Origin of the sequence: Sphingobacterium sp. WOUb80, assembly GCF_050058145.1 — a bacterium.
Classification (GTDB): domain Bacteria; phylum Bacteroidota; class Bacteroidia; order Sphingobacteriales; family Sphingobacteriaceae; genus Sphingobacterium.
The window spans coordinates 3,382,670-3,408,106 of record NZ_CP165617.1 but is presented as its reverse complement, the minus strand read 5'-3'; the positions used below and the strand labels follow the sequence as shown (position 1 = coordinate 3,408,106).

General features: G+C 39.1%; 23 protein-coding genes and 1 tRNA gene. 14 read left to right on the top strand and 10 right to left on the bottom strand.

Annotated elements, in window-relative coordinates:
- Position 1 precedes the first annotated feature (1 nt).
- Entirely contained in the window at positions 2–1,105 is a 1,104-nt protein-coding gene (locus AB1Z56_RS14295; protein WP_426789440.1) for an ABC transporter permease, read from the top strand.
- A complete protein-coding gene (locus tag AB1Z56_RS14290; protein ID WP_426789439.1) occupies positions 1,105–2,229 on the top strand; it encodes an ABC transporter permease in 1,125 nt (374 codons plus the stop codon). Before AB1Z56_RS14295 ends, AB1Z56_RS14290 begins: the two co-directional genes overlap by 1 nt.
- 150 nt (positions 2,230–2,379) lie before the next feature.
- On the opposite strand, the gene AB1Z56_RS14285 is transcribed toward AB1Z56_RS14290, so the two are convergent.
- Positions 2,380–3,672 (bottom strand): TIGR00341 family protein, encoded by a 1,293-nt coding sequence (locus AB1Z56_RS14285; RefSeq protein WP_309362605.1) that lies wholly within the window; start codon positions 3,670–3,672, stop codon positions 2,380–2,382.
- Between the two features lie 209 nt (positions 3,673–3,881).
- On the opposite strand from AB1Z56_RS14285, the gene AB1Z56_RS14280 reads away from it, so the two are divergent.
- Together AB1Z56_RS14280 and AB1Z56_RS14275 are read left to right on the top strand one after the other, a co-directional pair.
- Positions 3,882–4,850 carry an ROK family protein gene (locus tag AB1Z56_RS14280; RefSeq protein ID WP_309362606.1) on the top strand — a complete coding sequence of 323 codons (969 nt, stop codon included), beginning with the start codon at positions 3,882–3,884 and terminating at the stop codon, positions 4,848–4,850.
- A 249-nt stretch (positions 4,851–5,099) separates the two neighbouring features.
- Positions 5,100–5,483: a hypothetical protein gene (locus AB1Z56_RS14275; RefSeq protein WP_313264153.1), complete on the top strand. Its 384-nt coding sequence runs from the start codon at positions 5,100–5,102 to the stop codon at positions 5,481–5,483.
- 60 nt (positions 5,484–5,543) lie between these two features.
- Here the strand turns inward: AB1Z56_RS14275 and AB1Z56_RS14270 are convergent.
- The 3 genes from AB1Z56_RS14270 to AB1Z56_RS14260 all read right to left on the bottom strand — a co-directional run bounded on the left by AB1Z56_RS14270 (position 5,544) and on the right by AB1Z56_RS14260 (position 7,432).
- Positions 5,544–5,625, bottom strand: a tRNA-Leu gene (locus tag AB1Z56_RS14270).
- Positions 5,626–5,819: 194 nt separating this feature from the next.
- Positions 5,820–6,878 (bottom strand): hypothetical protein, encoded by a 1,059-nt coding sequence (locus AB1Z56_RS14265; RefSeq protein WP_426789438.1) that lies wholly within the window; start codon positions 6,876–6,878, stop codon positions 5,820–5,822.
- 107 nt (positions 6,879–6,985) lie between these two features.
- Positions 6,986–7,432, bottom strand: coding sequence for a hypothetical protein (locus tag AB1Z56_RS14260; protein WP_426789437.1), 447 nt, complete (start codon positions 7,430–7,432; stop codon positions 6,986–6,988).
- 224 nt (positions 7,433–7,656) lie between these two features.
- Here AB1Z56_RS14260 and AB1Z56_RS14255 point away from each other — a divergent pair, with 224 nt between their 5' ends.
- From AB1Z56_RS14255 to AB1Z56_RS14245, 3 genes are all read left to right on the top strand, one after another.
- Positions 7,657–8,022: a hypothetical protein gene (locus tag AB1Z56_RS14255; protein WP_309362610.1), complete on the top strand. Its 366-nt coding sequence runs from the start codon at positions 7,657–7,659 to the stop codon at positions 8,020–8,022.
- Between the two features lie 115 nt (positions 8,023–8,137).
- Positions 8,138–8,704, top strand: coding sequence for an RNA polymerase sigma factor (locus AB1Z56_RS14250; protein WP_309362611.1), 567 nt, complete (start codon positions 8,138–8,140; stop codon positions 8,702–8,704).
- A gap of 2 nt (positions 8,705–8,706) precedes the next feature.
- Positions 8,707–9,543 carry an anti-sigma factor gene (locus tag AB1Z56_RS14245; RefSeq protein WP_309362612.1) on the top strand — a complete coding sequence of 279 codons (837 nt, stop codon included), beginning with the start codon at positions 8,707–8,709 and terminating at the stop codon, positions 9,541–9,543.
- A gap of 61 nt (positions 9,544–9,604) precedes the next feature.
- On the opposite strand, the gene AB1Z56_RS14240 is transcribed toward AB1Z56_RS14245, so the two are convergent.
- Together AB1Z56_RS14240 and AB1Z56_RS14235 are read right to left on the bottom strand one after the other, a co-directional pair.
- On the bottom strand, positions 9,605–10,438 hold the full coding sequence (locus tag AB1Z56_RS14240) for a ferritin-like domain-containing protein (RefSeq protein WP_309362613.1): 834 nt from the start codon (positions 10,436–10,438) through the stop codon (positions 9,605–9,607).
- A 20-nt stretch (positions 10,439–10,458) separates the two neighbouring features.
- On the bottom strand, positions 10,459–11,184 hold the full coding sequence (locus AB1Z56_RS14235) for a ferritin-like domain-containing protein (protein WP_309362614.1): 726 nt from the start codon (positions 11,182–11,184) through the stop codon (positions 10,459–10,461).
- Between the two features lie 616 nt (positions 11,185–11,800).
- On the opposite strand from AB1Z56_RS14235, the gene AB1Z56_RS14230 reads away from it, so the two are divergent.
- From AB1Z56_RS14230 to AB1Z56_RS14200, 7 genes are all read left to right on the top strand, one after another.
- Positions 11,801–14,617 carry a PAS domain S-box protein gene (locus AB1Z56_RS14230; RefSeq protein WP_426789436.1) on the top strand — a complete coding sequence of 939 codons (2,817 nt, stop codon included), beginning with the start codon at positions 11,801–11,803 and terminating at the stop codon, positions 14,615–14,617.
- A gap of 150 nt (positions 14,618–14,767) precedes the next feature.
- On the top strand, positions 14,768–15,502 hold the full coding sequence (locus AB1Z56_RS14225; RefSeq protein ID WP_426789435.1) for an SDR family NAD(P)-dependent oxidoreductase: 735 nt from the start codon (positions 14,768–14,770) through the stop codon (positions 15,500–15,502).
- Positions 15,503–15,684: 182 nt separating this feature from the next.
- Positions 15,685–16,329, top strand: coding sequence for a MarR family winged helix-turn-helix transcriptional regulator (locus tag AB1Z56_RS14220; protein ID WP_426789434.1), 645 nt, complete (start codon positions 15,685–15,687; stop codon positions 16,327–16,329).
- Positions 16,330–16,392: 63 nt separating this feature from the next.
- The gene (locus AB1Z56_RS14215) at positions 16,393–17,871 is read left to right on the top strand and encodes a phytoene desaturase family protein (protein WP_426789433.1); all 1,479 of its coding nucleotides are present in this window, start codon (positions 16,393–16,395) and stop codon (positions 17,869–17,871) included.
- A gap of 4 nt (positions 17,872–17,875) precedes the next feature.
- Positions 17,876–18,712 (top strand): phytoene/squalene synthase family protein, encoded by an 837-nt coding sequence (locus AB1Z56_RS14210; RefSeq protein ID WP_309362619.1) that lies wholly within the window; start codon positions 17,876–17,878, stop codon positions 18,710–18,712.
- A gap of 18 nt (positions 18,713–18,730) precedes the next feature.
- Entirely contained in the window at positions 18,731–19,189 is a 459-nt protein-coding gene (locus AB1Z56_RS14205; RefSeq protein ID WP_309362620.1) for a sterol desaturase family protein, read from the top strand.
- Positions 19,189–19,905, top strand: a complete 717-nt coding sequence (locus tag AB1Z56_RS14200) for a lycopene cyclase domain-containing protein (RefSeq protein WP_426789432.1) — start codon at positions 19,189–19,191, stop codon at positions 19,903–19,905. Before AB1Z56_RS14205 ends, AB1Z56_RS14200 begins: the two co-directional genes overlap by 1 nt.
- A 75-nt stretch (positions 19,906–19,980) precedes the next feature.
- Here AB1Z56_RS14200 and AB1Z56_RS14195 read toward each other — a convergent pair whose 3' ends face one another.
- The 4 genes from AB1Z56_RS14195 to AB1Z56_RS14180 all read right to left on the bottom strand — a co-directional run bounded on the left by AB1Z56_RS14195 (position 19,981) and on the right by AB1Z56_RS14180 (position 25,434).
- Positions 19,981–22,338, bottom strand: coding sequence for a TonB-dependent receptor domain-containing protein (locus AB1Z56_RS14195; protein WP_426789431.1), 2,358 nt, complete (start codon positions 22,336–22,338; stop codon positions 19,981–19,983).
- 70 nt (positions 22,339–22,408) lie between these two features.
- Positions 22,409–23,749 (bottom strand): PepSY-associated TM helix domain-containing protein, encoded by a 1,341-nt coding sequence (locus tag AB1Z56_RS14190; protein WP_426789430.1) that lies wholly within the window; start codon positions 23,747–23,749, stop codon positions 22,409–22,411.
- Positions 23,750–23,755: 6 nt separating this feature from the next.
- Entirely contained in the window at positions 23,756–24,088 is a 333-nt protein-coding gene (locus tag AB1Z56_RS14185; RefSeq protein WP_426789429.1) for a hypothetical protein, read from the bottom strand.
- 122 nt (positions 24,089–24,210) lie between these two features.
- On the bottom strand, positions 24,211–25,434 hold the full coding sequence (locus tag AB1Z56_RS14180; protein ID WP_309362625.1) for a hypothetical protein: 1,224 nt from the start codon (positions 25,432–25,434) through the stop codon (positions 24,211–24,213).
- Between the last annotated feature and the right edge of the window lie 3 nt (positions 25,435–25,437).

Genomic DNA, 25,437 nt, shown 5'->3' with positions numbered 1-25,437 from the left:
TATGAAACAGTTATTCGCTTTTATCCGTAAGGAGTTTTATCATGTTTTCAGAGATCGTAGGACCTTGCTCATTCTTTTTGGGTTTCCCATTGTACAGATCCTTCTTTTTGGTTTTGCCTTGAGCAGCGAAGTCAAAAATATCGGGGTTGCGATACAAGACAATGCCCATGATGTAAATTCTAGCGAAATTATAAACCGTATTCAGAAGAGCTCTTATTTTAAAGTGAAAGAAGAGATTGTCTCGTACAGTGATGTTGAGCGCCGGTTTAAAGATGGAAGTATCAGATGCGCAATCATATTTCCTGTCAATTTTGGTCAGGATCTCTATAGGAAAGAAGGGAGTCGTATTCAGATTCTGGCCGATGCCTCCGATCCGAATACAGCCACCATAGCTGTAAATTATCTAACCGCTATTATCAGGGCCTATCAGCAGGACCTTAATCCCAATAGAACCCTTAGCTATCAGATTGTGCCCCAATTGAGACAATTGTACAATGAAGAACAGAATGGTTCCCTGAACTTTATTCCCGGAGTAATAGCACTTATATTTATGATTGTAAGTACAGCCCTGACTTCAGTCGCTGTCGTTAGGGAGAAGGAACTTGGGACGATGGAAATTCTATTGGTCTCGCCGTTCAAACCCATCCTGGTTTTAATAGCTAAAGCAATTCCATATCTCGTGCTTTCGTTGATCAATTTCATCATTATCCTTCTACTCGCTGTGTTTTTGCTGAATGTGGAGATAAGAGGAAGCCTGGTGTTGATTTTTGCGGAGAGCATTTTGTTTATAATAACTTGTCTTTCGCTTGGTCTGTTGATCTCCAATGTTACGGACTCTCAGCAGACAGCCATGTTAATTTCTATGATGGGCATGATGCTGCCCACTTTGTTATTGACAGGTTTTATGTTCCCACTGGAAAATATGCCCTGGATATTTCAGGTTATTTCACACATTGTACCGTCCAGGTATTATTATGCTATTATCAAGGCTGTTATGCTCAAAGGCCTGGGCTTTGGTTATGTTTGGAAGGAGACATTGATTCTGGCCGGGATGGCAGTTGTATTGTTGTCAATTGCATTGAAAAGATTTAAAATCAGATTGTAATGGAGGTGTTAAAATTTATATTACAGAAGGAATTTCGGCAAATTTTCAGAGATAAGATCATCTTGGCGATGATGTTTGTCATGCCTACTGTTCAATTGATTATTATGCCATTTGCAGCCAATTTTGAAGTTAAAAATATTAATGTGGCGTATGTCGACAATGACCATAGTTCGTATTCGCAGAGATTGATCGAGAAAATAGCTGCTTCCGGATATTTCAAAATTGTCAGTAGTCCACAATCCTATAAAGAAGGGTTGAAGATGATTGAAAAGGGGGATGCCGACCTTGTACTGGAGATCCCGTTGGGTTTTGAGCGGAACTTGGTTAGGGAAGGGCTGCAAGAGGTTAATATGGCTGTGGATGCGATAAATGGAACGAAGTCATCTTTAGGCGGAGCATATTTAACAAACGTAATTGCCGATTTCAATAGCAATTTGGATGTCAATATCAAAGCCTCAAAGTCCGTTGTTCCGGGGCAAGCTGCAACCATTGAAATCGCCAATTCCAATTGGTACAATCCACATGCCGAATACAAATACTATATGGTACCCGGTATTTTGGTTTTGTTGCTTACAATGATTGGTGGATTTATTACAGCACTCAATATTGTTAAAGAAAAAGAGATTGGGACCATTGAGCAGATCAATGTAACGCCTATTAAGAAATGGCAGTTTATTTTAGGTAAACTTATTCCATTCTGGATTGTGGGAATGATCGTATTCACTGTCGGAATGATCGTGATGTATATTGTTTATGGGATTTTCCCCGAAGGAAGTCTACTCCTTTTATACCTTTTTGCTGCAGTTTATCTAATTGCATTATTGGGCTTAGGTTTGTTGATTTCGACACTTGCAGATACGCAGCTGCAAGCGATGTTCATCGCTTATTTCTTTATGATGGTCTTTATGCTGATGAGCGGTTTTTTTACGAGTACAGACAGTATGCCTGGATGGGCAAGAATAATATCTCAATGCACACCGGTGACTCACTTTATTACTGTGGTACGATTGATCGTATTAAAAGGAAGCAGCTTTCAAGAAGTAAAATTAGAATTATTGTATCTCATCGGATTTGCATTTTTGTTAAACAGCCTGGCAATCTATAATTACAGAAAGACTGCTTAGAAGTGATAAATACCCCATGTTTTTTGCTTTTTAACATGATCGTGATTACGGTCGGTATCAAAAAGTAAAGCTGACTTCCAGTGTGTTGTGTATTGGAACAAGAATCGATTTTTACAGCCTTTCGGCTGCTAATTGATTAACTTTAAGTGTTTACTTACCTATAATCGCGACACTGTCTTTCGGGAAATGATTCTGTAACCATCGCGTTAATTTTTCTTGTTGAGTTAAGGGGAATGGAGTTTTCGTCGTATAAATAAATGCGACAAGATTAGCGACGCTATCTGTTTTTACATAATATTGTTGTGTACCAATACTGTAGGAGCTCAGTTCGGGAAACAATACTGAGATATCTCGATCGAGTTGGGGATTGGCCAACTGATATTTAGTGAGCTCATTGTTGAGTGCCCGTATGGTGAGATCCTTTTCACTCACTGCGGCCGTCCGCCTGTCTATTTCACTAAGAATACTTGATTTTAAATCCAGGCTGTCTTGATGGATAACAAGAGTGGTATTTGTAATTCCAAAAGTTTTCATTGTCTGTTGCAGTGATTTGACTTCCTCACTGCTAAATTTTTTTGATAGAAAAGCAAGCTCCAGTTTCTTTGGTTTACTATTCATTTCAAGCTTTTCGTAGATCACAGTATAGCCCTTATTGCTAAGCTCCTGTTGAACAAATTGATTTATTTTGTTTGTGTATTTCTTCTCTTGGAGCATATTGTAAGCAAAATAGATACTTGGCAGCACAAGTATAATGGTTATGATCGTGATGCTTTGTGTAATTCTTTTTTCACGTTGTTGATCGATATAGTGCTTTTTGGGGTAACGCAAATATTTGACAATAATAAAAGTGGAAATACAGATAAAAACACAGTTTATGATATATAGAAATAGTGCTCCAGCAAAATAGCTGATATTGCCTATTGCCAATCCATACCCGGCGGTACAAAGGGGAGGCATGAGAGCCGTTGCAATTGCAACACCAGGAATTGGGTTACCTTTATCAACCCTTGTAATGGCAATGACACCTACTAAACCTCCAAAAATGGCAATCATTACATCGTAGATATTGGGAGAGGTACGTGCCAACAATTCCGACTGTGCTTCTTTGAAAGGGCTTAAAAGAAAGTAAATAAAAGAAACGACCAGACTGATCAGTGTGGCTATCAATAGGTTTTTTATAGATTTTTTAAGTAATTGGAAATCGAAGGTTCCGAGGGCAAAGCCAGCTCCTACAATTGGTCCCATTAATGGCGATATCAGCATCGCACCGATAATGACAGCTGTAGAATTGACATTTAGCCCGACAGAGGCAACCACGATCGCACAGGCAAGGATCCAAGCGTTGGCTCCGCGAAAGGAAATATTGCTGACAACATTTTCTAGAACAGTTTCCTTTTTATCTTCGCCTTGATGCAGGTCGAAAAATCTCAGTATTTTATTCATAAACTTACCTTTATCCTTCCTAATATAGCAAACAATATGTGTTACCCCCTTAAAGTTACATAGCTTTTCCTGATTTGTGGTGCCTGGACTATAAAATAGCTGCGGCCCTAAAAGACGCAACCGGGTAATTAATCGTCAAGAATATTTTGTCTATTCCCCATAAAATATTATCTTTTAGTAATTTTAGAACTTAGAAACAAGGAATAGAGATGTCATTAATAGATTTATCAAAACGCGTCGCGTTAGGCATAGATATCGGTGGGACCAATACTAAATTCGGCGTGGTCAACCATCGGGGAGAAGTGCTTGAAAAAGGAAGTATAAGAACGGATGATTATGAGACCGTAGAAGAGTTTATCGAAGCTTTGTATGAAAAAGCTTATCCGTTAATTCAAACGTTTGGCGGCGAAAAAAGTTTTGATGGAATTGGTGTTGGTGCCCCGGATGCGAATTATTATACCGGAACAATAGATCATGCACCGAATCTTCCCTGGAAAGGTGTGATTCGATTTAGTGAGTTAATGACTGCTAGGTTTAATATTCCCTGCACCATTACCAACGATGCAAATGCTGCAGCTTATGGTGAAATGCTCTTTGGGGCGGCGCGAGGGATGAAAGACTTTATTATGATCACCTTGGGAACCGGTGTGGGAAGTGGAATTGTCGCTGGAGGAAAGCTTATCTATGGGCACGATGGATTCGCTGGAGAATTAGGGCACACTATTGTTAAACCTGGCGGAAGAAAACATTGGAGCACGGGCTCTGAAGGAAGCCTAGAAGCTTATGCGTCTGCGACAGGGATTACAATTACGGCCAAGAAAATGAGAGCTGAATTTCCAGAATCGATGTTGAACCAGTATCCTGAAGATGCTATCAATTCGAAGACAGTTCATGAATGCGCACTTCAAGGTGATGCAATAGCGATTGAAGTATTTCGGTATACAGGTCAGAAACTAGGTGAAGCATTGGCAAATTTTGTGATGTTTTCCTCTCCGGAAGCAATACTGCTTTTTGGCGGAGTAATTAAGGCTGGAGATTTTATTTTAAAACCCGCAAAGTTACATATGGAAAGAAACCTTTTTCCCTTGTTTAGAAACAAAGTGAAACTGGTCTTTAGTGAATTGGAAGAGGCCGATGCTGCTATTCTTGGCGCAAGTGCATTGGTTTGGGAAAAATAAAGTATTCATTTGTTCTCTATGTACAAGAGCTTTCGCTATAGAAAGCCCTTGTACATAGAGCGTGAATCTGTTCGGATTGCTAAGATTTCACCATATCCCTAAGATAATTGTTCCGCAAATTTAATCGATTCTCCAGCATTAGGGAATAAATAACCGACCATTTCATTCTTTAGATAACTAGTCATTATTTTTTGCGGCCTAAAGGCATAGTCTTTGCTGATAAGTTCTTTTAAACTTAAAACTATTTATATGAAAAAGACTATTTTTCTTCTTTTGTTATTATGCACCGTTTTATTTTCAAAAGCAGATCAGCTTCAGGCACTAACGCAAAAGCAAGCAGAAACTGCTGTTGCATATCTTAAGAAAGAGCCTGTTGTTATTTTGTGGTGTAGCTGCTGCGATAATCAACCAGCTAAAAAGATTACTGTTAACGAGGTTTATTTCAAGAAATACCCGGACGGAAAATATTATTCAGTTATTGTAAAAGGTAGAGATGAAAGTGGAACTGAAGTAGAAGAATATGTGGACTTAGCTTATGTGTTTGTGAAAAAAGGGAAAAAGGCAAAAAGCTTGGGTAAGGTGTTGAAATTTGAATGTGATCCCTGTACAAAACCGTTCGATTGGTCGGTTTAACTAGAATAGGAAAGAAGGATTAAAAAAAACTCCCGAGATTTTAAGCTCGGGAGTTTTAAGTGCGGAAGAAGGGACTCGAACCCCCACGCCTCGCGGCGCCAGATCCTAAGTCTGGTGCGGCTACCAATTACGCCACTTCCGCATTAGGATTTCTTATGATGTCGCAAATATATGAACCAAAGTGATATCTTGCAAGTGAATAGACCATATTCCTTGTTTTAAATATGGATCATCCTGTTTATGAACAGAATATTTTTTTCATCGATCCTTGCCTTTTACCACACGATCTACTAGCGGGTTGTTTGGCCTATTTTTTACGACTGGATATTTGCTATCCTAATTAAGTTTTGTTAATGCCTTTGAATTTCTTAATAAAAAGACATATTGAAAATAATCTGTCGTATAAGTTGTTTGTACTGGTACAATATTTTCGCCAAATAGCCTAGATTTCACTGTTATTAAATTTTGGGATCTAAGGTAAGGAGAATGCGGCGCATCGAGTTTAAACAAAGAAATACTATTTGGCTGACTTAATTCCTTTAGATCTCCAATACCCTTAACGAGCATAAGGGGGCCATCTGCATTTACCCAATTTACTTTTTCGTTTGAAGGAGTAGGAAATTGAGGATTTTTTGGAAGGTACATGTCACTATCGATAGTATAACTTACAAAGCTGGATACTTTATACCCTTTGTTTTTTAAGCGTGTAGCAAGTGGATCTTTGGCTACATCTTTTCCTTTCTGTAAAACATGGAAAAAACCAAATAGTCCATATAGTTTTTCACCCTCAATATGGTGCTTTTTGATATAATTTTCTAGGTTTAACAGCATAGCTGAGTCTCTGGATATTGTAGATTTATCGTCTGTAAAGCTTTTGTCAATACCAATTACTGTAATTTTTGCGGTGTCGGCTAATTTTTGGTTATAGTCATAAATATCAGCCCATTTTTGATATAGTTCCAAGCTCGATTGCTGCGGAATTCGCTTTCGTATAGAACTGACCACATCTTTTAATAACGCGTTATCTTTCGCTGGGTTGGAGAGAAAAGTATTTAGTTTATTTGCATTGTTGCTATCCATTTCTGCGATATAGTATTTCACATGAAGTTTTTTATTCAGAAAGAATAAAAGCTCTTTGTCTATTTTTTGATTATCAGCATAACCATGGATTTCTCCAAGTAAAAATACATCAGACCTGTAAAAGTTATTGTCGAATAATGTAGCCACAATACTGTCTTTAATATCGGCCCTATGCTGGCTGAGGTAATCTGTGTTTTCCTTGCTGGTACTTCCGATAAATACTTTATTGGAAATAATAAAATAAAGGAATAACAGGATAATGATAGCCAGAATAGAAAAAAATGTGATCTTGATAAATTTAAAAAGCTTTTTCATAAATAGGGTTTTGGCAAAGATATTATTTTTCAAGGAATGAGTCAATAATTATCTATGTATATAATTATAGGTAGCTTTCTGTATCTTTAAAGATTTGGGTTATGCAATCAATTACGCCCTAGTTTTTGGACTAAAATAGCTATTTTATAGCTGCCTTTTAATCCTTGAGTTCCCTGTTCTGCGTTTGGATAGGGTAAGACATTTTGCAACGTGATCGTATATCCGTTGAAATTAGTCGATTTCTGATAACCTCTTTCCTGCATGTCCATTGTGGCAAGATTCAATTGAACCGGTTTGGTTGATTTTTCCATGATTTCAATTTCTGCAACAGCAACTCCCGCCCAAATACAGTTGACTCCTTCCGGGCAACGGCTATCTTCTGAAATACCGTTAAATTTAATAGCTATCGGAAATTCTTTTAGGGATTTCTCCTGCCCTTCAGTCAGGTATATGGGGGGAGGACCTGCCGTATCTGACTTCACTTCCTTTTTAGTAAGACAACTTGCTAGTGTAAAGATTACTAAGCCAAAAATAAGAGTTTTGTATCGTGTCATATGAATGTTCTTAATACCCAAAACTAAGCCATATTGAAGAAAATTCAGCATGTTAAATAAAATAAGTAAAGGACCTTTCGAGATCTTTTTCCACCTATTAGACCAAAATCTACCCCATTTACTTCGTTCATTGGAGTAGATTTGGTTTCACCTCTGATGGACAATTGAGCTGTGCTTAGTTGTTTAGGCAGATTAATGTGAATTTTATAACCAATACTAAATAGATGTCAATACTGAATCACTTAAATGCACACATGCATCTCAAAAAACATATCCGCCTGAATGTAATTGCTGATCTTAATATGAGTATTTTCTACTTTAAGAAAAGACCTTTTATTGTGATGGATTTGTCGAATGAAAAGATCTATTTCAATGATAGTGGATTAGAATGGCTGCGTTCAGAAAAACAGCATGAACAGCCTCTTCAATGGATGCGAAGTAAATATCTTCCTTCCAAGAATTGGGTTGGATTAGCTGTGGATAACGAAAAGAATGATTTAATTATTCAACTGATAGACGAATTTTATTTAGCGACGTGTGAGATGTTGTTGATAAAGCCTATTCGTGCGGAAATTCTTCCCTCAAGTTAAAGGTTTATGTAATAGGTATTTTAACCTGTTTGACAAGTACTTTAACTTGTTTTATTTCAGGGGCTTTTTTTTCTGATCTTTAATATTCATCTTTAGGATACTATAAACGTAAAATTTGAGTCCATTACACAATCTTTCTGAAGAGACATTAATTCTTTTATTGAAAAAAAAGAACCAACAGGCTTTTAGTTATCTCTATGATCACTATGCCAGTGCGCTCTTTGGGGTGATTTGCCGTATCGTGGGTTCAAGTGAACATGCTGAAGAAGTCATTCAGGATGTATTCGTCAAAATCTGGCGGCATATCGATCTTTTCGATGCGGAAAAAGGCCGTCTATATACGTGGATGATTAATATTGCCCGCAATACGGCCCTTGACCATCGGAAGTCCAAAGCGATAATCAACGAAAAGAAAAACCAGCCGCTTTCAAATATCGTAAATAGGGAGGAAGAACAAGATCAAAGTCAAGGTGAAGAGCACACAAAAGCAGATTTTATTGGATTCAAAAATATTTTAGATAAATTAAGGCCTGAATGGCGTATCTTGATTGAAATGGCCTATTATGATGGGTATACACAACAAGAAATTGCCGAGCAGCTTGAAGTGCCTCTAGGAACGGTAAAGACACGGACTAGAGCTGCATTTTTACAGTTACAACAATTATTAAAGGAGTATCGTTAGTTTTGGATATAAAAGCATACATATCGTCGGGGATTATTGAATCGTACGTTTTAGGCCTTGCTTCTGAAGAGGAAGTGAGCATCCTAAATTGTATTCGAAAAAATAATGTCGAAGTGGAACAGGCCATCGCTGAAGCGGAAATTGCGCTTGAAGCGTTGGCCGATAGCCAAGCGATGGAGATGCCTATGCAATTAAAAGAAGTTATCTGGGATAAACTGAATGCCGAAAAACTAATTCCTAACCAAGATATAGAAATTACCGAACATAGTGGTGTGCCGTCAGAAGAAGTTAATAAGCAGATTTCTATTGAAGGCAATAAGGCAACTGTCCCGCTCAAATCTTATCGTTGGGCCATCGCTGCCAGCTTGTTGTTCGCAATTAGTATTGGGGCCAATATATTTTTTTATCAGCGTAATGGTGATCATGAGAATCAGTTAGTTCAGAAGACTAGTCTGCTGCATAAACAGCAATCGAAATTAGCTGTTTTACAGGATAAATGGAATCTTGTTCAAAATCCAGCGATCAAAACAATACCTCTCAAAGGAGTCGAGAATAAACCTGATTACCGTGCACTTGTATTTTGGGATCAAGCGTCAAAGGCAGTCTATCTTAGTCTTGAGCACATGCCTGCTGCACCTAAAGGAAAACAATATCAGTTGTGGGCAATGGTCGATGGCAAACCCGTGAATGCGGGTGTTTTTCCGTTGGACGCAAATGAAGAAATTGCAAGTAAAATGCTGGACATTCCATCAGCCCAAGCTTTCGCAATTACCTTAGAAGATGCGGGTGGAAAAGATGCGCCGACGCTTAGCGCGCTTTGTGTGATGGGAAGTATTTAAAAAATGCCCTGACAGGATTAACTGATCAGGACATTCTAAAAACAGGTAACTACTTCTTTTGTTAGGATTTTATAAATAAACCTGCAATATTAAGTACAGCTTCTGCAGAAAGGGCTTCATCAAAGGATTGTGTAGCCGCACTTGCTGAAATTTTTCCCATTGGACCACTGAGAGTGGTAATATCAACATTTGCTTGCTTTACATTATCTTCACCAGCATATACAGGATCGACTACAGCACCGATTCCGGTATCATTTGCTCCTGTAATCCAGGGCTTTTGGTTTGCTGCTGCACCTCCGCGTGCACGGCGCATCTGACGGATATGTGAGGCATGTCGTGCTTCGACCGAGTGGATCTGCAATGCCGCTGTGAGCACAACGCGATTGCCGAGCAAGATCCCAGCCTGACCTTTATATGCTCTTACACCTGTATCCTCAAATGCCTGTGCTACGGCTAAAAAGGTATCATAATCACTGAAGACATTTCCAAATGTTCCCCCTGCCGTAAAATCGAAAGTTGGCTTGGATACGGCCTTATTTCCCAGTACCTGTTTCAAAAAATTGACATGTGCAACTTCATGGTCACGGATGGTGGTGATTGCTCCTAGTGGTTTGCCCGACGGGATCAGTCCAGATTTGGCAACGCCCATCGTATAATATTCCGCTTCAAGATATTCCAGGGTCAATGCATAATTAAGAACGCCAGTAACGTCCGTTGGTGCTGTTGCTCCGTAGGCTTTTTTAAAGAGCTCCGCTACAAAAAACGGGAGAGCAGCTAATGTGACTTTTTTGCTCATGGAAGCTAGATCTTTAATAGCCTCACGACGTGGGCTGATGCGATCGCTGAACTCAGGATCTACAGCATTTATTTGTTCAAAAACGTTTAAAAGGTTCATGATAATTAAGTTTAGGTGGATTAATAAGTGGGTAGATCCGATACATCGATTTTCGATTTGATAAATGGAGCGGCGGCACTCAGCACGACGCTTGGGCTTTTGGCAACATCTAGTCCATTGGAATCGACAACTTCTTGATTGGCAAAACTGCCATTATCTATCATGTCTCGAACCCAGGCTGCATGCCTTGCTTCGACTGAAACAATCTTACCAGCCAATAACAGATAATTTGGGTCCTTTATTAACCAACCTGCACCGTTATAGGCCGATACACCCAGGTCTTCAAATGTTTTGGCCGTTGCCAGTACGTTTTCACGGCTGCTGAAATTGACTCCTGAAAGATTTAAATCAAGACTGGAAATCGCTTTGGCTCCTAAAGCGACTTTAAAAAATTCACGATGGGCGATCTCATGATCACGTATATCGGTGAAAAATGCTTTTTCCATATCGGTCATACCAGCGTATGGATTGTTGACAAGCTGAATGTAAAATGCTGCTTCTAGCTGCTCAAGTGCATAAGCATAGTTCAGTATGGCAATATCGCCACTACCAAAATATAATCCTTTACCGCCATTGTCCATGCCGTCATCGCGGTCTTTCTTGCAGCCGGACAGCCCCAGGATGGCGAGCGATGCGGCACTGGCTCCTGCAAATTTTAGAAAATCTCTTCTGCGGAGATCCTTTTTGTCCATTTCACTATCCAGGGTCAATAGTGATTCATTGTGGGACGTTGTTGTCTTTTCCATAACAAAAGTCTTTTAGTTTATAATTTTCTGTACTTATGCCTATTTACGACGTTTTGGAGATCTTGGATTTATCAGATTTAAATTTTTTACACAATATTTCCCGATGTTGAAAAATTGATGCGATCATTCGTCGCAACGATATGTTTAATAGACTATTTCGAACAATGATTTTTGTGAATCTTTATTTTGTCCGGGTCAGTATATGTTATTGCCTAAAACGGTATTCGCTAAGTGCTCATGTATCTCAGGTCGATATTAGGAAATAAAAGAAGTTAGATCTGGATAATTTCAATCATATAAAGGTATATAATACCTCATTTACGATTAATAATCAGTGGGATAGATTCTTTTTTTTAAGTTAAATGTTTTTTTTATTTAAAACTTTTTTAATGTGGTGTTGTTCATGTTTATATTTTAAGATGCTGTTATTCCTCCGCTTTTAGACATTTAATATAGATTTTGTTGAGCTCTCTATAAGTCTTGTTCGGTAGAAAATAGGATTATCGAGGCCAATCGTTAAAGAATCGCGGCATATAACAGCGACTTTACCACGAGTTATAATTGAAGACCTATAAGTAATTAAAAAGAGTAAGTAATAACGTATAAAGACTTTTGTATGAATGCTAAATTATCGACTACAAATGAATCAGATCGGATACGTGTGTTGCATGAATACGAAATTTTAAATACAGCAACAGAGGAGGAATTCGACCGTATCACAAAAATTGCATCGCTCGTATGCGGTACACCTATTTCACTGATTTCCTTGGTGGATAGAGATAAACAATGGTTTAAATCACGAGTTGGCCTGGAAACACAAGAAACCTCACGTGATGTATCTTTTTGTCAGTATGCACTCGAAGAAGATCAACTGATGGAAGTGGAAGATGCCGAAAAAGATGAACGCTTTAGAGCCAATGAACTTGTTACTTCAGAACCACATATTCGTTATTATGCCGGTTTACCATTAATTGATCCCAATGGATATGCTCTAGGTACATTATGTGTTATCGATCGTGTTCCAAGGCAACTTGATCAGCATCAAAAAGAAATACTGGAACTTCTACGAGATGAAGTCGTCACACTTATTGTCAATCGGAAGGAGAAAGAAAAGTATAAAGAAAGCGAGCAAAAACTGAAAGCTTTTTTCGATAATTCTCAAGGACTTATGTGTACGCATGACCTGAATGGTAATTTCATAACTGTCAATGATGCTGGGGCTAAGATATTAGGCTACACAAGAGATGAGATCCAAATGTTATCTCTTTTCGATATTGTTCCTTCGGAAGGACACAAGAATTTACAAGGTTACCTAGAGGCAATCAAACAACGGGGAATAATTAAAGGTGAAATGCGTACCCTAACTCGTTCAGGTGAGATGCGCATTTGGATGTTTAATAATATTCTGCAAACCCATGGTAATAAGATTCCCTATGTGATAGGCAATGCGGTAGATATTACCGAGCAGCACTATCTGGAAAAAGAACTTAAACATGCGCAGGCCATGTTGATAAGAACCGGACGAGTGGCACGAATAGGAGGATGGGAATATACACTGCTCGATGGAAAGATTGTTTGGTCTGAAATTACAAGAGAGATACATGAAGTACCTGAGGGGTATGAGCCAGACCTTACGACTGCACTCAATTTCTATAAAGTGGGACCAAGTCGGGATAAAATTCGTACAGCTATTGAGCATGCACTTGCGACGGGAGAGTCTTGGGATCTGGAACTTGAGATTGTCACCTTTGCAGGCCATGAACTGTGGATACGTGCTCTGGGGAATGCCGATTTTGAAAATGGTCATTGTGTTCGCCTATATGGTACCTTCCAGGATATTGACAAACGTAAACGGATAGAAGCTGAATCTTCGAATTCGAAAAAAATGCTTGCGGAAGTGCTTGATGCAACTTCCGCCGTCGCGATTATTGCGACCGATACGTCTGGGGTAATTACATTGTTCAATACAGGAGCCGAAAATCTCCTGGGCTATAGCAGCGAGGAAGTGATCGGCAAATTTGGCCCTGAGCATTTTCATGTAGGACAGGAGCTGTTATCGAGAGCTAAGGAACTGGAAATGGAGCTGGGGCATTCGGTAGATGGTTTTAGGATATTTGTTGAGACTGCCGAGTTACACGGCGCCGAACAGCGGGAGTGGACCTATTGTCGGAAAGATGGAACTAGATTACATGTTTCTTTGGCGGTTACTATTATAAGGGATATTAACGAAGAAGTCATCGGTTATCTGGGCGTTGCGACAGATATTAGTAGGATTGTTCATCAACGGGAGGAACTGGAAAAGGCAAAACAAATAGCAGAACAGGCAAGTGCGGCAAAATCTCAATTTTTGGCTAATATGAGCCATGAGCTTCGTACACCTTTAAATGGAATTGTTGGCTTTACAGATTTATTGCTGGGGACAGCGCTTGAAGATACACAACGTGAGTACCTCACTATCGTTGATCAATCTGCCAATTTGTTGCTTGGGATTGTAAATGACATACTAGACTTCTCTAAAATAGAAGCCGGCAAGCTTGAACTGGATATTGAACAGGCAGATCTCTACGATTTGGTCGTTCAGCTCACCAACTTTCTGAATATGCAGATCAAAGCCAAAAATTTGGAGTTTTATCTGGATATCGCCGCCAATGTACCCCACTATATCTGGATTGATGCGCTCCGCATTAAGCAGGTCCTGATGAACCTGCTGAGCAACGCTACAAAATTTACCGAAAAGGGAAAGATTGAATTAAGCATTACAGTCGTGTCACATGAAGCCGACGCGGCAGTTTTGTGTTTCAGCGTCAAGGACACGGGCATAGGAATTAGACAAGACAAATTGGAGGAAATATTTGATGCATTTTCGCAAGCGGATAACTCGATGACCAAACGGTATGGCGGCACCGGTCTTGGACTGACGATATCAAATAAATTGCTTAAAATGATGGGAAGTGAATTGAAATTGGAAAGCAACTTTGGTGTCGGGAGCCGTTTCTTTTTCACTATTAAAGTGCGTTCTGTTTGGGAAATGGATGAATGGGAAGGATTGAGAAAAGTTGGGAATGTGCTGGTCGTTGCAGAGGAAGATTCAGAGCGGAATGCTTTGGCTCAAATGTTATTTTTAAAGAAGGTTAATACTGTACAGGCAAAAAATGGCTTTGAAGTCTTACAGATGTTGAAGGCAGGACGTCATTTTGGTGCTATTCTGATCGACAATCAATTGCCCATCATGAGCGGTATAGAAACAATAAAGAATATTCGCGAAAAAAAATTTAACAACAGTTTTGAACAAAATATTATTCCAATATTTGATTCAGGTATACAGAATATAGAGCAGAATTGTCAATCCATGGGTATAAATAGATGGCTAGTCAAGCCCGTTAAACCAGAAGACCTTTACACAATTTTGTTAGGGGGGGGCAACCGATTATGATGATCAAAATATAGGTTATTCCAACTAGCCTTTTACGGATACGCTCTTTTTGTAATCTGGCGTGTCACGTGAATTCTTATTATCGCATATTTCGGATTTGATAGGACTATCTTTCAGAATAGCTTTGTGTTGAATTATAACTAAAACACGATGCAAATTTTTAAAGACAAGGTCATTTTGATTACGGGAGCCAATAGAGGCATTGGCAAATCCTTCGTAAAGGCACTCCTCAACAGCGAGGCAAGGAAAATATATGTAACCTGCCGCGATTTAAAAAAGATGCCAGCATTCGATGATGATCGGATAGTGCCGCTGCAGTTAGATATCACGGTTGATAAGCAAGTTGCCGTAACTGTAATGACTGCGCAAGATACTGAAATTCTGATCAATAATGCTGGGGCCTTAAGCCCAGGGAATATGCTTCAGGGAGACCTTTCAGGCATGGAAAACGACTTGAATGTAAATTATTTCGGAACAATAAAAATGATGCGCGCGTTTGCTCCGATTCTAATCAAGAATAAGCCATCTATTCTGATCAATATTGTTTCGATCGCAGCTTATTCTCCTTTACCTTCTATTGCTGGGTATGCTGCTTCTAAAGCTGCTCTCTATTCTGCCACACAATCTGTGCGAATCGAATTGGCTAAAACAGGGGTGTCTGTATATGCTGTCAATCCTGGAGCTATTGACACCGACATGAACAAAGAGAGTGATTGGGATATGCCAGATCCAGACAGTACCGCAGTAAAAATATTAGCATGCGTAGCCTTAGGGAAATCTGATATCGTTCCGGACGAAATGGGACAGGAGATGTATGCTGCATGGAGGGAAGAACCGGCTAAACTTGCAAAGATATTTTCCGATCTCTATCACGGTGAAAATTAAGTCTATATTAAATAAATCCGGTTTCTATTTCTTTATACAAATCTTGGACTAGTAGCCGGATATTTCATCCAAGCTAGGTTAAAACAGTTATTTTATTTTTTAAAGTGTATTTTTATTCTATTTTTAGGTTTTTTAAAATAATTAAAACTATTAATAGTATATTTATGTTCTAATTTAGCATTATGAAGTATAGACTTTTGAAAGAGATACTCAGCTTGGTCGAGCAATTTGAAGATGAAAATTCGGAAAAGAGGTACTCTGATGATGTAAAGGGGTTTAAAACTTGGATAGCAGATGAGATGCTTGGCGCGTCAGTAGAGCCAGATTGGGAAGGTAAAGAAAATGGGCGTAGTCCGGAGAGCGTAATAAGCACCTTACTTGTACACATGAATAGATTTGCAAAGAGCTATTCGAAGGCGGCAATAAGTGGATCTGACTTTTCTACGCAAGAGGAATTTATCTATCTGATCACATTGAAATCATTTGGTGAGATGACGAAGATGGAATTGATCAAACGGAATATTCATGAGAAACCCGTTGGTATGGCGATTATCAATAGACTGATCAAGCAGGGCTGGATTGCACAGCATGAATCTGAATACGACAAGCGGAGTAAGCTGATTAATATCACCGAAGTGGGATTAGCTGCTTTGGAGGGACAAATGGGAAAGATACGTCATGCGACCAAGATTGTTTCAGCCGATCTCAGCCATGCAGAGAAAATAGCGCTTATTGGCTTATTAAATAAATTGAGCAATTTTCATCAGGTTATTTATGAGAGAAATATTGCTCCGGAAAAATTGTTGGAAGAAATTGAAATAAAATAATGAATCGGGTAAATCATGGACTCGTATTCATCAGCTATAGAGGAAATTAAAGTTCAACGGGAAATGAGAAAGAAAGTTGCAGTCATCGGTGCCGGTTTTTCGGGCCTCTCGGCGGCGTCTTATATGGCGAAAGCGGGCTATGATGTACATGTTTTCGAAAAACATGGGCAGCCTGGCGGGCGTGCTAGGCAGTTTTCGACTTCAGAGGGCTTCAAGTTCGATATGGGCCCCAGCTGGTATTGGATGCCTGATATTATTGAGTCCTACTTTTCGGATTTTGACTGCAGCGCTGCCCATTTTTTTGAGCTCGTCTCGCTGAATCCACAATTTGAGATGATCTTTGATACTGGGAAAATTAGTGTTCCCTCTTGTTATGAGGATCTGAGACAATTATTCGAATCCATTGAAGAGGGGGCTGCAAAGCAGCTGGATAAATTTATGGAAGCAGCAAAATTTAAATACGAAGTAGGGATGCGTGATTTTGTGTACAAACCATGTCACAATTGGCGTGAATTTATGTCTCCAAAAATAGCTTTGAGTGCCTTTAAATTGGATTTGCTTTCCAATTTCAGATCCTACGTGGCACACTATTTTAAAGACAAAAGACTCCGGACACTGATGGAATTCCCAGTCATTTTTTTAGGCGCTTCACCCAAAGATATTCCCGCATTGTACAGCTTGATGAACTATGGTGGTTATGCCTTGGGCACTCATTATCCCAAAGGCGGATTTTATCAGCTGGTGCTGGCGATGCAGCAAGTCGCTGAAAAGCAGGGAGCAAGATTTTATTTTAACCATAATGTTGATGAATTTGAGATCAAAAAAAATACCATCACTTCGATTACAGTTAACGGCAGCAGCATCGCATTTGATCTTATTATTGCCTCCGCCGATTATCACCATGTCGAAACACTCTTGCCCAAGGAACTGAGAAACTACGATGATGCTTATTGGGAGAGCAGGACCTTTGCGCCTTCCAGTTTGATTTATTATCTCGGTATGAGATCAGCCATGCCTAACTTGAGACATCATACGCTTTTCTTTGAACACGATCTAGATGACCATATTGATTGTATTTATGGTGAAAAAAAATGGCCTCAAAATCCACTATTTTATGTATGCTGTCCTTCGAAAACAGACCCAGATGTCGCTCCAGAAAATCAGGAGAATCTTTTTCTACTGATGCCATTGGCGACAGATATTGTAGATAGAGAGGAGACGCGGGAAGAATACCTGAAGCAGATGTTAAAACGTCTTGAGAAGCAAACAGGAGCAATAGATCTGTATGAACAGATCGTTTTTAAACGAAGTTACTGTGTCAGTGATTTTGCCCTCGATTATAACGCGTATGGCGGGAATGCCTATGGCCTGGCAAATACATTAAAACAGACTGCTGTCTGGAAACCCAAAATCAGGAATAAGAAAGTGCATAATCTTTTTTATACAGGGCAGTTGACGGTACCCGGGCCAGGTGTACCACCATCTATCATATCTGGAAAATTAGTCGCCCAGGAAGCTATTAAATTAAATTATAATCCATAAGACCATGAAACAGCTATTTGATGAACTTGCTTATGAAGTGAGCAAAAAGACGACCGAAAAATATAGTACGAGTTTTTCGCTTGGTATTTTGGCCCTTAAGCCCAGCATTCGCGCTAGTATATATGCAATTTATGGATATGTTAGACTCGCAGACGAGATCGTAGATAGTTTTCATGGTTATGATAAGCAACGGTTATTGGCAAGATTATACCTGGAGACAAATCATGCCTTGGAAGAGGGGATTTCGTTGAATCCAATCTTGCAATCTTTTCAGGAAACTGTAAGGAAATATCGCATCGACATTGATCTCATCCGCCAATTTCTCCATAGCATGGAAATGGACTTAAAAAAGGTAGACTATAGTTCGGAACTTTATAAAGAGTATATCTATGGTTCAGCCGAAGTGGTTGGACTCATGTGTTTACAGGTCTTTACAGAAGGAAATAAACAGCGCTATGATGAATTGAAACCTTATGCAATGAAATTGGGGTCCGCGTTCCAGAAAATAAACTTTTTGCGGGATCTCAAAGATGATTATCAGACCCTTGGCCGTACTTACTTTCCAAATTTAGATATGGCCGTGTTCGACAATACACTAAAAGGTCAAATCGAGGAAGAAATTCAACAGGAATTTAAAGAAGCGCTTTTGGGAATTAAAAAATTACCGACATCAGCAAAATTTGGGGTTTATCTAGCCTATAAATACTATCTTTCGCTATTCGCCAAGATTCGTAAGAAATCTTCAAAGGAAATTTTAGAAAAGAGAATCCGTATTCCCAATACCGAAAAGGCTTATGTAGCCTTTAAAAGCTATTTGCGTTATAAGGCGGCTTATTTATAAATTATCAGCAGACAGCATATGAATTTTATTATTGTAATAATCACGTTTATTACCATGGAGGGTGCTACCTGGTTGATTCACAAATATATTATGCATGGTTTTTTGTGGATCTTGCATCGAGACCATCATGACCACAGCAACGACGGCTTTTTAGAAAAAAATGATTATTTCTTTGTCATATTTGCTTTGCCTACGATCGCCCTGATGTATTTTGGTTCTCTGAGAGATTATAATTATCTGTTTTTTATCGGCTTGGGTATCATGCTGTATGGTATGGCCTATTTTTTTGTACATGATATTTTTATCCATCAAAGGTTTAAACTATTGAGCAAAACAAACAATAAATACTTTTTGGCACTCCGACGTGCCCACAAGCAACATCATAAGCATCTGGGCAAGGAAGAAGGGGAGTGTTTCGGCTTTTTGTATGTTCCGATTAAATATTTTAAAATGTATAGTAATAATGACAAAACGTGATGCAGTATACTTATGCGCTTATCTTATTTTTTACGGTAATTGTCTGCTTTGTCGCATCTTTCGATAAGCGACTGCGATTTGACCGTGAGTTTGTTCCATTTTTTAAAGCATCAGGTCTTGTTGCCGTCTTTTTTATTGCTTGGGATATCTGGTTTACTAGCCGTGGAGTCTGGTGGTTTGACACAAAATATACGATAGGTTTGGTCATAGCAGGCCTTCCCTTAGAAGAATGGTTATTTTTTATCTTTATTCCGTTTTCCTGCATTTTTACCTATTTCTGTATTGACAAATTTTTTAAATTAGAATCGTTAAGTGCTTTTAATAACATTTTGGTTTTTGTGAGTACGATTATATGTGCAGTCATTGCGCTTCGATATGTTGACCGTATCTACACGCTAGTGACTGCTCTTGTTACTATGTTTACACTATTGATCTTTCATTTTGTGCTCCGGGTACAATGGATTACCCAAGCTTCCCTGGTCTTTACTTTGCTGATGCTAGGTTTTTTACCCGTGAATGGTATACTAACCGGAACAGGGTTAGAATCTCCGGTAGTCAATTATAACCCAAAAGATTTTATGGGTTTCAGGATACTCACCATCCCCGTTGAAGACGCCGTTTACGGATATTCCCAGTTTTTATTAGTTCTTTATTTCTTTAAGGAATTTCAGAATAGATCCGATTCGAATTCTTCCCATAAGGTTGAAGCTGTTTAGGGGTTTCTATTCAATCAATAGCTTTCAAATGAAATTGTTGGATTAGCTGGTTTTCATTTAATAATTTTTATCCTGTTAGCTTCCGAATCGATAGCTTAGGGACAGCAAGACTTTTCTATTATCTGGAAAATCTGAATAAAACACTTTTAGGTCTCCATACTCGCTGATTAATTGCGGATTTGCATTTCTGAGTAAACCATTAGCGGTCAGTTTGATCATGCCTCGATCTCCGAACATCTTCTTTTCTGCTGCCAGATCCATACCGTACCGTTTGTCTGTTCGTGAAGGACCTGTGGTAATTCCTGACCGATAATAAAGTGCTATTTCAGTGCGAAACCCATATTTGAATTGCAGTGTATGCCGGCTGTTAGCCGTCCAGCTAGATCCTTTTGAATCTAGATTTACATTTCCGATTTCGCCAGAATAGTTGTTGTAAAAAGCATTGATATAGTGACTTGCTGTCCACCAGGAGCGAAACGTTTGATTGTACATGACACTTCCGCTATAATTCAGATAGCGTCCAATATTTTCTGGTCTAGATAGATTTTCGCCAACTTTATCTCCTTGACGGACAATCCAATTGATCATATCTCGCCCATAAGAAACACCCAAAGTAGTAAATAACTTGTTTTTGTAGCCATGGCCTATTTCGGAGATGTAACTCTTTTCAGGTTTTAAGTCTGGATTCCCTTCATTGTAACTATAAGCATCTTCATAGACCCTAAATATATTAATGTCGTGATCGCCGGGTCTTTCAATACGGCTGCTAAAAGATGTCCTCAGCGTGTTTTTATCGTTCAAGTGGTATAAAAAAGATCCGCTAGGAAACAAATCAAAATAACGTTGATCATTTTTTTTGTCCAATGTAACCTGATTGGCATTGATGAAGGTATATTCACCGCGCAAACCGACCTGATATTCTATTTTTTTTGATTTCCGGGAAAATATCGCATAGAGTGCTTCAATATGCTGTGTGTATTGAAAACGATTGGAAGTATTTGGATCCTTTTTCCAAGAGCCGTTATCCAATACGGTATTGATGACATCATTATTGATAAAAAAATAGGTGCCTTTCCAGCCCAGTTCGATTTTACTGGAATCAGTTAACGGTTTACTATAATCAAGCCTTCCGGAATAAGTCGTATTGCTTAGATCTTGTACATTGGTCCTTCCAGTAGTGGAATTTTTTTCCGATTGCAAATCGAATTTATTTGTTTCGAAACGATTATTGTAGTCATTTCCGTGAGGAGCAAAGTCAAAATTAAATTTTAAAAAATGATCTTCTCCCTCGTATTTATTGACATAATTGATGTTAAATGTCCAGTTTTTGAAAGATTCATCAAACTGATTGTTACTCCATGCACGTTCAGTTTGCACGTTTGCTGGATAGTTCCAGGTATCCATTTCGATTGAGGCATACGGCTTATAATTGCCATACATCCAGTGTACACTTCCATCGAGGATTCCGCCATCAGAAAATTCATATTTTGCTCCAGCCCGAACGCTATGAAAAGAGGCGTCGTCTAGTTTTTTGTTTTCATACTGTCTTTGAAAGGACGTCAAATTTCCCTGATTAAAAAAGCTTCTTTCGGTCAGATTATGGCTGTTGCCACGGTCATAGCTCTTATTACCCTGTACGTACATATCTAGGCCGTTTACTTTATAATGTAAGCCGCCACCAAAGCCACCATAGAATTTCCGGCCATGCCCGGCACGCAGGAATGCATCGCCTCCGAAACCTACTTTTGTATTTCTCTTTGTTACGATATTGATAATCCCTGCCGTTCCGGAAGCATCTTCACGGGCAGAGGGATTGCTGATCAGCTCTAGTTTTGCCACTTCAGATGCCTGAAGTCCACGCAAAATGCTTGCGAGCTGCTCGCCCGATACATACATGTCACGGCCATTAATTCGTACATTGGCTCCAGCACGGCCTTGAATTGAAAAATTGCCTTTTCCATCGGAAACAAGACCAGGTGTTTTTTCTAGTAGCTCGAGGACATTGTTTCCTTCAGCCAAAACGCTTCCCTCTACATCAACAACCATTTTATCGGCGTATTGGCGCACGCCGGCCTGCTTTCCGGTTACATGAACTGTTTCCATCTGATGTTCGGCCGGCTGTAGAAAAATAGGAATTGTTGTTTGATTTTCTCCTTTCAGCCGATAGGGTCTACTTAACACGCTCGTGTGCCCAATAGAGCTATAGCGGATAACATAGTCTCCATTTTTTATGACATGGAATAGAAATGAGCCATCTTTGGCTGCATTTGCCTGCATGACTAATGCTGAATCCGGCAAATGTAGAAGGCTGGCGGTAGCGCCTTTAATCGGATGCCCATCTTTGTCAAAGATTTTTCCGGCTATTTTTGTCTGTGCCATTAACCCTACGGCAGAACTTGAAAGCAGAATAGATAATAATGTCGATTTAGTCATAAAAGTATCCTCTTTGTCCTTTCTAGTGAAAGGACTGTCATTAGCATAAATTAAACAGTGGTCAGTAAACCTATGTATTTGTTGATTTTGGGCGAAAGCGGATTTTTGGTTTTCTTATCTGTGCATCTCCCTGCGTATTTGGAACCATATTGTCACAAATAGCATCAGATTCTTTCATTGAATTATTACGGCCTTTTTTCTTTCCCCATTTACGATTATACCAAATAATAAAACCTGTAACAGGCAGTGATCCTGCAATAAATGTTAGAAAAAAAGCGAGTAATTTTGTTGGAAATCCCCCTATAGAACCTACGTGTATATCGTAATTAAGTCTTCTGAATTTTTCACCGGCGCTGAGTTCGTAGAAGTCTTTATTAAACAGTGTTATATTATTTGGTAGAAAATTTCCTGTATACTGATCGAATGAATAATAGCGGTTATTATACTGTCTATCCATATCATTACGGATATATACCGAAATGGTAGCGTCTTTTTTTTCAGCGTCCGGATAAGTGATTGTCAGGTAATGAGGATCTTTATATTGCGCTAGAATGCCTTGGATCTCTTGATCAAAAGCCTTTGGGAAATATGCTAACTGATCGATCCTTGTCGAATCTGAATGCACAGAAGTTCGTTCGGCCAATGGGGTTCCCCAGTTTGTAGACCAATAAAGTGCTCTGTTAAACCAGTCGATACCATAGTACATTCCTGTCACAGCCAATAATAGAATCAAAAGAAAAGAATAAAAACCAACTACATTATGAAGGTCCAGATTGACCCGTTTCCAGCCTGCCTTCCACTTGATCTTAAAGCTTTTTTCCCGTGTTGATTTTGTCCATTTTTTTGGGTACCACCACACTAATCCAGTAATTAGAGTAATACTGAATATCAAGGTGGCATAGTTGACAATGGGACGTCCAATATCCCGTGGAAGCCATAAGAAACGATGTCCATTGAGTGTCCATGCAAAAAAGCTGTTTAATTTTTCTCTTCGTCTTGCTTCTTCTGAATTGTCTTCAGTTTTTACGCCAAGATACGTACCTGTATAGGGATGCAGCAGGTGGACTTCCGGTTTTGTTTTCTCAGTGTGCCCAGTTTCTTTTGCTGGCATGGTAAATGAAACTGGATAATCTCTTGTATATGTAATACTACGGACCTTGCTGTTCGGGTAAAGAGAGTCTGCGATTCTGCTAATTTGGGATGGGGAAATCAGAGATTTGCTAGCTGCAAGGATATATTGCCGTTCTTTTTTCGGAATAACAAGATCAGTAATTTCATGATTAAAAACCCAAAGACAGGCCATCAGACAGATGACAAAGACAATAATTCCAGAGATCAATCCAAGCCAGAGGTGCAGCCAATTATTGACCAGCCGAACCGTTGAATTATTTCTTTTCTTTCTTATCGCCATTTCCATTTATTTTACGGCAAAGCTCATCGAGCTGGCACGACTATATTCTTCAAAAGCTTGTCCTTCTGCCTTTTCCTTTTTCGAGACCTCAGTAAAATATTTACCTTTCCATTCTGGTGTAAATCTGACGATACCATTGTCATCTGTTTCCATCCATTTGATCCAGCCGCTTGGGGCGATGATCTGAATAGATGGAATCATTTCATGCTCATCATAAACCACTTTTACAGTATGAGATTTTCCTTTAACACCTTTCAGGGATGTATCCATAAATACAGCGTGTGCTGAAGCAGATAGCATAATAAAGTATAGTAGGAAGGTTATTAATTGTGTTTTCATTTGATTTGAACGTATGCGTTGTCGATATAGAAATACCTAGCTCCGAATTTGCACACTGAGCATTAGGAAAATTCACGCTGACTGTATATCCGGCTAGGTATTTCTTAAAGTTTGGCGGTTATTTATTTGAGCTTATTGAGGTGATAAACTTGCGTAATTCCCGGATCGATCTCGGCACCGCGTTTTACCGAATTTTTTGCTGGATCGTATTCATATACATACCATTTAGACTCGTCTGTTTTAAAGATATCGTATAGTTTTCCATTCTCCATAAAGTTCATTGTGGTTTTTGATTCGCCGCCGCCGACTAAAATCCGTAGATCTGCCACGATTTTTTTATTTGCGGGATCAATTACAAAAGGACTTATATATACTTTACCATCACCTAGTTTCTGTACCTGTGATATGTTGTTGCTAAATACGTTGTAATCTTTTAAGTCGAAGAAATAATCTGGATCGAAAGTAGTCTGTCCCGATTTAATACGTAACAAGCCATATGTCGCTGCATCTGTCTTTTTGGTTACAATGTATAGGTCGTTATTGTCATCTGTAAAAGTAAGTGTCTGAACTTCCCAGTGGCCGGCGGCAAAGCCCCCACGAGCATCTTTTACGATTTTACCATTTGCCAAACTAGGGTAATCACATACATACATATAGGCTGTATCGATAATATCCTTACGGGTTTCATTACTTCTATATTTGTGACCGACAAATAATTTGTCGCCTATTTGCGAAAAGCTTGTTGGTACGATATAAGGGTTATGGTCTTTACCTTCTGGAGTTTTAGGATTAAACGTGATCATAGGTATTTCGATACCCATTGTTTTATTGATCGTCATGTTGTTGATGTTCATAAAATAGATGGGTTGTTCCAGCACATTTTTCTCCTTATTTGTTGTCCCCGCAGTTTTGGTAAATACCATCTCGTCTTTCGTGCTGATATCTTTTAAGACTTTACCCAGGTAGAAGTTTCCAGGGAAGGCATAGTTGTTCGTTTCTTTCCAAGACTTACTATTGACCACTTCAAATTGACTGAATCGGGTGCCGTCATTTGAGAGGTAATATTTACCTTCATAGGCGTAGGCATAAACAGCATAAAATGATGCTGGTAGGTGAGAAGTAATATCAATTCCTTGATTGTTATTGGGAGTCAATAACGTATCTTTCATTAAATTATCAGCTGTGAGTAGATAAGAAGATCCAGCCGCGGTTGTCACCCATACACTATATAAGCTATTTGAAGTCGGTGTAGTTTCATCAGGTGAAGTGGTGTCGGGAGATTTCTTGCACGAAGTAAATAATGCAGCCGCAGCGAATATTGCAATGGCGAATTTGTTGATTTTCATAAA

Coding starts and splice junctions, on each gene's coding strand:
- AB1Z56_RS14295 (WP_426789440.1), top strand. CDS start 2: ATGAAACAGTTATTCGCTTTTATCCGTAAGGAGTTTTATCATGTTTTC.
- AB1Z56_RS14290 (WP_426789439.1), top strand. CDS start 1,105: ATGGAGGTGTTAAAATTTATATTACAGAAGGAATTTCGGCAAATTTTC.
- AB1Z56_RS14285 (WP_309362605.1), bottom strand. CDS start 3,672: ATGAATAAAATACTGAGATTTTTCGACCTGCATCAAGGCGAAGATAAA.
- AB1Z56_RS14280 (WP_309362606.1), top strand. CDS start 3,882: ATGTCATTAATAGATTTATCAAAACGCGTCGCGTTAGGCATAGATATC.
- AB1Z56_RS14275 (WP_313264153.1), top strand. CDS start 5,100: ATGAAAAAGACTATTTTTCTTCTTTTGTTATTATGCACCGTTTTATTT.
- AB1Z56_RS14265 (WP_426789438.1), bottom strand. CDS start 6,878: ATGAAAAAGCTTTTTAAATTTATCAAGATCACATTTTTTTCTATTCTG.
- AB1Z56_RS14260 (WP_426789437.1), bottom strand. CDS start 7,432: ATGACACGATACAAAACTCTTATTTTTGGCTTAGTAATCTTTACACTA.
- AB1Z56_RS14255 (WP_309362610.1), top strand. CDS start 7,657: ATGTCAATACTGAATCACTTAAATGCACACATGCATCTCAAAAAACAT.
- AB1Z56_RS14240 (WP_309362613.1), bottom strand. CDS start 10,438: ATGAACCTTTTAAACGTTTTTGAACAAATAAATGCTGTAGATCCTGAG.
- AB1Z56_RS14235 (WP_309362614.1), bottom strand. CDS start 11,184: ATGGAAAAGACAACAACGTCCCACAATGAATCACTATTGACCCTGGAT.
- AB1Z56_RS14230 (WP_426789436.1), top strand. CDS start 11,801: ATGAATGCTAAATTATCGACTACAAATGAATCAGATCGGATACGTGTG.
- AB1Z56_RS14225 (WP_426789435.1), top strand. CDS start 14,768: ATGCAAATTTTTAAAGACAAGGTCATTTTGATTACGGGAGCCAATAGA.
- AB1Z56_RS14220 (WP_426789434.1), top strand. CDS start 15,685: ATGAAGTATAGACTTTTGAAAGAGATACTCAGCTTGGTCGAGCAATTT.
- AB1Z56_RS14215 (WP_426789433.1), top strand. CDS start 16,393: ATGAGAAAGAAAGTTGCAGTCATCGGTGCCGGTTTTTCGGGCCTCTCG.
- AB1Z56_RS14210 (WP_309362619.1), top strand. CDS start 17,876: ATGAAACAGCTATTTGATGAACTTGCTTATGAAGTGAGCAAAAAGACG.
- AB1Z56_RS14205 (WP_309362620.1), top strand. CDS start 18,731: ATGAATTTTATTATTGTAATAATCACGTTTATTACCATGGAGGGTGCT.
- AB1Z56_RS14200 (WP_426789432.1), top strand. CDS start 19,189: ATGCAGTATACTTATGCGCTTATCTTATTTTTTACGGTAATTGTCTGC.
- AB1Z56_RS14195 (WP_426789431.1), bottom strand. CDS start 22,338: ATGACTAAATCGACATTATTATCTATTCTGCTTTCAAGTTCTGCCGTA.
- AB1Z56_RS14190 (WP_426789430.1), bottom strand. CDS start 23,749: ATGGCGATAAGAAAGAAAAGAAATAATTCAACGGTTCGGCTGGTCAAT.
- AB1Z56_RS14185 (WP_426789429.1), bottom strand. CDS start 24,088: ATGAAAACACAATTAATAACCTTCCTACTATACTTTATTATGCTATCT.
- AB1Z56_RS14180 (WP_309362625.1), bottom strand. CDS start 25,434: ATGAAAATCAACAAATTCGCCATTGCAATATTCGCTGCGGCTGCATTA.